Consider the following 5,173-nt stretch of genomic DNA (forward strand, 5'->3'; position numbering starts at 1 on the left):
CGTCACGGTCTGCGGCAGCGGTGACAGGGTCACGGTCTGCGGCGGTGGCGCTTTCGGCGGGGGCTCGGTGGTGGGGATGGTGACCGGCTTGCGGGGCGCCGCCGGCGGCACCCCGGCACCGTTGGCCGAGGCCGCCCCGATCATCGACGCCACGATGGTGCCGTGCGCGTCGCAGTCGGACAGTCCGTCGCCGGCCATGATGTAGTCGCCGCCGGCGATCAGGTGCGGAAACCGCGGGTGCGGGGTCACGCCGGTGTCGATGACGGCCACCTTCACGCCGGCACCACGACCGAACTGCCACGCCTCCTGCAGGTTCAGCATGTCCATGTACTTGGGTTGCAGCCGGAAGTCGGTCCCGGGCAGCACACCGACCTCGGTGCAGTACGAGTTCTGCTTCATCGGCGCGCCGGGTCCCGGCGGACCGTCCGGCGGCACCGCCCCCGCGTCGATCGTCGGGGGCGAAATCGCGTACGCCGGAGGCAGACCGGCCAACGCGCCCGAGGCGAGCAGCGCGGCGGCGAGGGTCGCGGCGCACGCGCGACCACGCCACATCTTGCGGTTAGCGATAGCGGATAGCTGCATAGACATTCATCAACCACAATGCCAGCGGGAAAATTGGCATCAGGCAGAGGTATTCAATCCATTCCACGAATTTGCGGAATAGCGGGCTGTAGACGGTGTTGGGCACCACGGCCGCCGATGTCAGTCCCGCGGCCGGCAGCAGCACCAGGATCGCCGCGCTGATCGACACCGCAAGCGGCGACTGCAGCACCAGCGCGTAGCGCAACACAACCGCACCGACGATCAGCACGGCCGTTCCGGCCAGGGTGATCGCCTGCCAGCGGTCGACGTACGAGCGGCCGCGCAGCATCAGGAAGCCCGCGCTGAAGCCGGCCAGCAGGACGGGCAGCCAGCGTTGTCCGGTGTGCGGATCCGACAGCGCGGTCAGCGAGACGATCATCAGCACGCCGAGCCCGATCAGCAAACCCGACAGGAAGGACCGGGCGCGTTCGGCCTGGGTCAGCACGTCGCGGACCGAGGCGGGCCCCTCCAGAACCGGAGGACCGCCGTCGGAGCGCACCACGGTGGTGGGCAGGTCGGGCCGGGCCTCGAACACCCACCGGCTGGTGGCCGACGGGAAGACGGGCAACCGGATGCCGGCCAGCCGCCGCGAGATGGCCGGCGCGCTCTGGTAGATCATGACGGACACCAGCACGACGCAGGTGAACAGCGTCACGGCGCTGGTCATCGCGACCATGCGCGCCAGCGCGGCCACCGCCGCGATCAGGCTGACCGTGACGATCGCCGTGTAGATCGCCAGCCGGCGCCCGGTGAAGCGCAGCGCCAGTATCGCGGCGATGGTGAGGACGCCGAAACCCAGCACCGCGTGCGGGGATCCGACGCCGCCGGGCGGCGCGGCCGCCGCCGCGATCGAGATGGGGGCGAGGCTGCTCAACAGCATGGTGTCGCCGACGCGCCGTTCCTGCTGCGTGGTCGCCCGCATCAGCAGCATCAGCGAAACGCCGAGCACCACCGCGCCGATCACACCCGCGTAGACGGTCGGCAGCCACGAGTTGTGGTGCCAGCGCCACCAGCCGAGCAGGCCGGCGGCGGTCGTCACGCCGACGGCCACCATCGTCGCCCCGACCTGCACCGCGACGACCGGGTCGATGGCGGCGAAGCGCTTGCTGAGGTCCGCCGCGACGGCGGTGGAGATGTGCTCGATGACCTGCGAGCGGTGCTCGGTGTCCGGGATGAACCGGATCCACAACCGGTCGCCGTCGTAGACGTCCTGCTCGCTCAGCGACTGGGTGGCCCGCAGCGGCGAACCGTCCACCAGGCACAGCGCCCAGCGACCCCGGCCGGAGGCCTCCAGCGGGGTCTCGCCGAGTTCGCGGAGCCGGCTGTTGACCACCTTCAGCAACGGTTCCGTCATCACCGAGACGGGGGCGTTGGCGTCGAGCAGGACGCCGATCTGGACACCCGCGCCGGCCATCACGCCGACAACGACTGCCTGAGGCTGCGAGATTCCTTCTACGTCAGGCTGTGGTACTTCAACTACCGCAGTCATCGCCCTGCACTCCCTATCGTGATGAATGTGTGAGCCCGTGCCGCCAGTCGCGCGCGGGCCTGCGCCGGTGTACCTGTCGAGGTGCTGGCGCCCCCCGCCAAGTCCATTCCGACTAAGTGGAATTCCATCTGCCTCGCCTTGCGATTAAGAGTTGTCGTTGACACCCGTTTGAGGTTTGCTGATGTCGTTGAGAGAAGTATGCCGTGTTCGCAGCTCAACCGCATGTTGAGTGCAAAGACATTGGTGAACTCTGTGTTTCGCGGGAATGTCAGACCCGGCTGTGCGTTTTCCACTCACCGTAGGGAAGTGTGTCGAGCACAGTCTTGACGCCGACCTGCACGAGCTGCGGGGTCGCCGGACAGATGGCCAGCCACGCCTCCCCCGAACCCGCGGTGCGGGCCTGCTGATACAGCGCGATCCGTCCGCCGGAGCCGTCTTTGAGTGACAGCACCGACGCGCTGGGGCCCTTGGCGTCGTCCTGGTACTGGCGGGCGTACACCGCGACCTCGGCGGCGGGGTCGGACAGCGCCTGTCCCAGCGCGGCCACGGTAGCGGCGCTGATGCCCATCCGGCGCAGGTCTCCCCCGGAGAACACGTTGAACCCGGACTCCTGCCACGACTTGGTCGCTTCCAGCATCTCCTCCAGCGGCACGTTGACCGCGTTGATCGCTGCGGGCTCGGCGTGGTGAATGGACTCGAGGGCGTCGATCACCAGGGACGCGATCGAGGCGCTATCCGCGACGGCGACGTCGTCGACGGTGATCTCACCGCCCACCCGGACCGCCGACACCCAGTGCTGTCCGCGACGGGCCAGCACCACCCGGAATTCGTTGTCGGGGATGTCGCGTGAGCCCGGGGGCTGGTTCTCGTCATCGAGGACGCCGTAGGCCAGCTTGCCTCGGGACAGCAGGGCGACCACTTCGAGGTCGGGCGCCGCGAGTACTCGCATCCGCGCGGCCACGTGCTCGTTCACCTGGTCGTTCTCGACGATGCCCTGCTCGCGCATCACCGTCATTCCCGGATGCTCGTTGAGCCAGTCGTTCGAGTCGGTAGACACGTATGGCCGGCACCGCAGCTCGGGCGCGACGTGCCGGATGTCCAGCAGCGCCTGGAGCATCCAGAAACCGTCGACGTTGACAGTGATGTCGGTGCGGGTGCTCTGTTGGTCCATCACTTCCCCAATCGGTCCCTAGTACTTCAAGCCAAACTGCACGGTAACCGCAGGACGCGGCAGCACACCGACGGGTGGTGTGCTGCCGCGCCTGAAGTTGCGGTTAGGCCCAGCTGGACCCAACGGCGCTGTCGGTGCTGGCCATGTTGCTGCCCGCGGACTGGACCTTCTGTCCGTGGGAGTTGGCCTGCTCGTAGATGACCTGGAAGTTGCGACCCAACTGGGTGATGAACTCCTGGCATGCCACCGAACCCGCACCGCCCCAGAAGTCGCCGGCAGCAAGCACATCACGAACGATGGCCTGGTGCTCGGCCTCCAAGGACGCGGCCTGGGCGCGGATCAAGGCACCGTGGGCGTCTACATCGCCGAACTGGTAGTTAATGCTCATAACGGTGATCTCCTAATGTCTTGAGATGTTACGCAGCAGCGGATTCGGCCGCTAGCTGCTGAGGATCTGCTGCGAGGCCTGCTCTTGCTGCTCGTAGTTGTTCGCGTCGCGAATCAGCCCGTCGCGCACCCCGTGGAGCATGTTGACGATGTTGCGGAAGGCCTGGTTGACCTGGCCCATGGTGTCGTACGAGGTGGCCTGGGCCTGACCGCTCCAGCCCGAGCCGGCGATGTTCATCGACGACGCCCACATCTTGCGGGCCTCGTCCTCAACGGTCTGGGCGTGCACCTCGAAGCGGCCCGCCATCGCCCGCATCTCGTGCGGGTCGGTCATAAAACGTGTTGCCATGTCGGCTGTTCTCCTTGCTAGTTACTGGGTGATGTGGTGAAGACGGTGGCCGGATCGTTTACGTGTTACGCAACCGCCGTGCCGAATGAATAGAAATGACCCCCCCTTCCCGTCAGCCGGCGGCCACCGGGCGCTGTCACGGTGAGACGGACGTCAAACCCGAACCGCGGCGTTTGAGTTGACGGAGTGCGTAGTGCGCTGCAGGACGTTCTGCGGGCCCAACCCTGCGGCCCCGGGATCGCTCCCTGCGGGGCGGTCACGTTGGAACCCACGTCGGTGACGATCTGTCCCAAGGTCGGCGAACCGCCAGTCCGATCAGCCGGCGGCGGCCGCGTTGGCTGCCTCGGTGGCAGCGTACGAACCGGAGCTGGTGGACAGAGTGTTCACGAACTGCTCGTGAATCGCTGCGGCCTGGGCGCTCACCGCCTGGTACATCTGCGCGTGCGCGGCGAACTGGGCGGCGGTCAACGCCGACACCTCGTCGGCAGCGGCGGGTACCACCCCCGTCGTTGGGGCTGCAGCGGCTGCGTTCTGGGCGCTCAAGGTCGACCCGATAGCCTGCAGATTCCCGGCCGCCGCGGCCAAAGCCTCCGGCTGTGTGGTCACGAACGACATATCTGTTCCCTCCTAGTTCTATCCCCGACTCTGCGAGACTAGATGACGGTGGCCCCCGAGATCGGTGTGGAAGCCCGGTGTTTGCAATTGTTCACTTAGCGGTACGGCGAATTCACTTTTGGTAACGACACAGTAACAGCGCCTGACCTCGACCGCTGCCCCTCGAAGGGCGGTCATAGCAAACGGTACCAGCCACCGCTCCAAAAAGTTGCTGGTAATCGTCACCCGGGGTGCCGCGGTCAGGCCGGTCGGCATAAAAATCTGTTTGCCGAATAACCGGTCGCCATGAATCGGCGCGATGACCATTCCGGGTAGCGCGTCGTTGGGACCTCCTTTCGCCCATTTCAACCGTGTGATCGTCGCCGTAGCCGCCGAAGGCGGGCCGGGTAGCGATCGGGAGAACTCGAGGCGCATCATGCTGCGGGCACTGACTGCTGCGTGGCAATCGGCGGCGTCGACACCCGCGGACACGTGCTCAGCCGGCAAACGGTGGCCGGGCCATGACGGTGGGCCGGAATCCGTACTTGGGACCCGCGACCCCGTGCCCGCCGGCACCGGCACCGGCCAGCGGCATGCCACC

7 protein-coding genes are annotated in these 5,173 nt (G+C 67.0%); all 7 read right to left on the reverse strand.

All coding sequences use genetic code 11. The features are described from left to right. A partial coding sequence (locus DQP58_RS25710; protein ID WP_240630144.1) for a S8 family serine peptidase occupies positions 1-582 on the reverse strand: 582 nt, incomplete at its 3' end. Next, complete coding sequence (gene eccD, locus DQP58_RS25715; protein WP_067184207.1) at positions 560-2,071, reverse strand: type VII secretion integral membrane protein EccD; 1,512 nt, start codon at positions 2,069-2,071, stop codon at positions 560-562. The genes DQP58_RS25710 and eccD, both read right to left, overlap by 23 nt. 268 nt (positions 2,072-2,339) lie before the next feature. Then, on the reverse strand, positions 2,340-3,242 hold the full coding sequence (locus tag DQP58_RS25720) for an ESX secretion-associated protein EspG (RefSeq protein WP_066870696.1): 903 nt from the start codon (positions 3,240-3,242) through the stop codon (positions 2,340-2,342). Positions 3,243-3,345: 103 nt separating this feature from the next. Beyond that, positions 3,346-3,630: a WXG100 family type VII secretion target gene (locus tag DQP58_RS25725; protein WP_007771417.1), complete on the reverse strand. Its 285-nt coding sequence runs from the start codon at positions 3,628-3,630 to the stop codon at positions 3,346-3,348. Positions 3,631-3,681: 51 nt separating this feature from the next. Beyond that, positions 3,682-3,978 carry a WXG100 family type VII secretion target gene (locus DQP58_RS25730; protein WP_007168951.1) on the reverse strand — a complete coding sequence of 99 codons (297 nt, stop codon included), beginning with the start codon at positions 3,976-3,978 and terminating at the stop codon, positions 3,682-3,684. 315 nt (positions 3,979-4,293) lie between these two features. Further along, positions 4,294-4,593: a PE family protein gene (locus tag DQP58_RS25735; protein WP_066861444.1), complete on the reverse strand. Its 300-nt coding sequence runs from the start codon at positions 4,591-4,593 to the stop codon at positions 4,294-4,296. 475 nt (positions 4,594-5,068) lie between these two features. After that, positions 5,069-5,173 (reverse strand): PPE family protein, SVP subgroup (locus tag DQP58_RS25740; protein WP_430916598.1); only part of this gene is annotated, 105 nt, incomplete at its 5' end.

Origin of the sequence: Mycobacterium colombiense (assembly GCF_003284975.1) — a bacterium.
GTDB lineage: Bacteria > Actinomycetota > Actinomycetes > Mycobacteriales > Mycobacteriaceae > Mycobacterium > Mycobacterium europaeum_A.